This window comes from bacterium (assembly GCA_041649255.1).
Classification (GTDB): domain Bacteria; phylum Hydrothermota; class UBA3073; order JACQXS01; family JAQTXJ01; genus JAQTXJ01.
On sequence record JBAZNK010000049.1, the window covers coordinates 1 to 2707 of the forward strand.

At 39.4% G+C, this 2707-nt stretch carries 2 protein-coding genes; both read right to left on the reverse strand.

The features are described 5' to 3' along the window. The coding region (locus WC614_14115; protein ID MFA5034139.1) for a YCF48-related protein at positions 1–1152 on the reverse strand (1152 nt) is incomplete at its 3' end. Between the two features lie 68 nt (positions 1153–1220). Next, entirely contained in the window at positions 1221–2672 is a 1452-nt protein-coding gene (locus WC614_14120) for a T9SS type A sorting domain-containing protein (protein ID MFA5034140.1), read from the reverse strand. Between the last annotated feature and the right edge of the window lie 35 nt (positions 2673–2707).

Here is a 2707-nt window from a genome sequence, read left to right on the forward strand (position 1 = left end):
ATTGCCTTTGGTTAGGGTGCCGGAATAGACGGTCTCTTTAAGTCTACCTGTTAAATCATAAATAGTTATTAGGGTACTAGGGTAATAGTCATTAGAAAGAGACAAATAAATTTTATTTTTTATAACTGACAACTGTCCACCGACCACCGGCAACTGTCGTTCTTCTATTCCTATAACGGGGTTATATTTCAGTATATTCCCGACGCTTAATGCCCATGCATAAATTGTATCTAAAGCGCATATTTTAGACACAGTGCCCGAATATTCCGTCACCCAGTTTTTTCCACCGTCGCGGGTTCTTAAAATGATTCCATCTCCACCTGCCCATCCATTCAAAGAATCAACAAATTTTACGCAGGTTAAGTTATTAGTTACTCCGCTTGTCAAGGTGTCCCATACACTGTCAACCCCGCCGTTATCGGTATATAATATTTTTCCGGAATTTCCGACTGCCCAGCCGTGAAGGGAGTCTATGAAGTCTATGTCATTCATTGAAAAGCGATATAATAAAGAATGTAAACTATCGACGCCTTTGGTAGTTTTGAACAACTGAACATCACAACAAACCCAACCGTAGGAAGTATCTACAAAACATATTGGTCCTATGCACTGCCAACCTATATATCTTCGATTTACATAAAAAGAAATTCCACATAAACCCGATTCACCAGAACTCCAAAAAAATTTGCCCGCTGCCGTTTCTATATCTATAACGCCTCCACTCTGATAATGCGAGACTATGTCCGATCCTGTCCAACCATATGTGCCGAAAGCATTTTCTGTGGATACTAATGCCCAACCTGTACCAACGTAGCCGGAGGCAGTTTGATTTGTCCACCACCATCCGCCTGCCAATCCTTTTAAAGAATTGGCAAAACAAATGCTGGTTATAAAAGTAGGAGAGCTTGTGTCTGTAAAGGCTGTTGGTTGTACAGTCCATGTTTTACCCCCGTCGTTGGCAAAAAGTATTCTATTAAACTCTTTGCCATATGGGGCTGATTTTTTTAATTCTACTGCCCATCCGTGAAGAGAGTCGGGGAAACTTATGTCATAAACATAACCGGAAGAATACTGTGTTGTCCAGCTGTTGACGGCATAACTCATTTTTGTAAAGATAATTAAACCTAAAATAATCAAAAATATTTTTCTCATAATTATCCTATTACCACCATTCATAGGTCGCTCAATTTCCGAGGCATAAAAGCCTCGGCTACCCATTATTATTTTACTAATATCAGTTTCTTTGTTTCTGTTATTATATTAGATTCTTCCCCTTCACTACGTTCAGTGTCAGAATGACAAATAGTAGAAAGTCTCACAAAATAAATTCCGCTTTTGTGGATGTTGGGCGTGAAGGTATAATTGCCTTTGGTTAGGGTGCCGGAATAGACGGTCTCTTTAAGTCTACCTGTTAAATCATAAATAGTTATTAGGGTACTAGGGTAATAGTCATTAGAAAGAGACAAATAAATTTTATTTTTTATAACTCTTAACTCTGGACTCTGAACTTTCAACTCTTTACTTTCCTCCACTCCTATCTGGCCTGTTTTTAAGACATAGACATCCCCTCCATTTGAAGCTCCTGTAATAATATAACCACTGTCGGCACACTGTTGCACGGAATATCCTGTTGGAAGACCAAAAGTTTTTTCCCATAAAAGAGAGCCTACCGAATCTGTTTTTGTGAGATAAAGACCATACCATGAACCTTCTCCATAACATTCGCCATTTCCCCCTACAACTATAAATCCCTTGTCAAAACATTCCTGGACATCATAAGCAAACTGCAAGTGAAGTCCACCATAAATGCTTGTCCAGAGACTATCTCCATTTGAATTAATCTTAAGAAGACAAACGTCACCTAAGTATCTTTCTCCCGCGATTATAAATCCACTATCCGACGTTTGACGAATAGAAGCGCCCGATAACTGCGGAGTTCCGCCATAAGCTTTTGTCCACAAAGTATCTCCTAAGGAATCCGTTCTTATAAGATAAATTTTGGGATGTTTGCCCCCTGCAATAATAAACCCATCTTTCCCACCTGAAACAGCTTGAACTGATGCGCGGTAATAATAGGAAGCATTGCTGTAAGTTTTCGTCCACAGGGTATCACCCGAAGAATCAGTCTTTAAAAAATATATATTCATATTCCCCCCTGTGCCACTATTGTATGATACCCCTGCAATGATATATCCACCATCTGCGGTTTGTTGAACTGATTCCCCTTCGTTATAATCTTCGTTATCATAAACACGTGTCCAAAGCGTATCGCCTATTGAATCCGTTTTTATAAGATATACATTTTTTACACTAGTACCATAAGAAGCCGTTGCTCCCGTTATAATATATCCTCCGTCTTTTGTTTGTTTAACCGAAATTCCATAATCATTACCACTTCCGCCAAAAGTTTTTGTCCAGAGAGTATCCCCGTTGGAATCTATCTTTAAAAGATAAACATCCTCATAACCTGCGCCGAAAGAGGATGTACCTCCTGCAACAATAAATCCTCCGTCAGTAGTCTGTTGGACTGAACGGCCTATATCGCCTTCGGTTCCGCCGTAAGCTCTTTCCCAACTGTTCGCGAATAAGTTTGTTGCGAATAATATTCCTGTAAATAATATGGGTAGGTGGGAGCACGTGCTCCCACCTCTACCCTGTGTTTTGTTTATCATTTTAGTAGTACTAACTTCTTTGTTATTTTAATTAT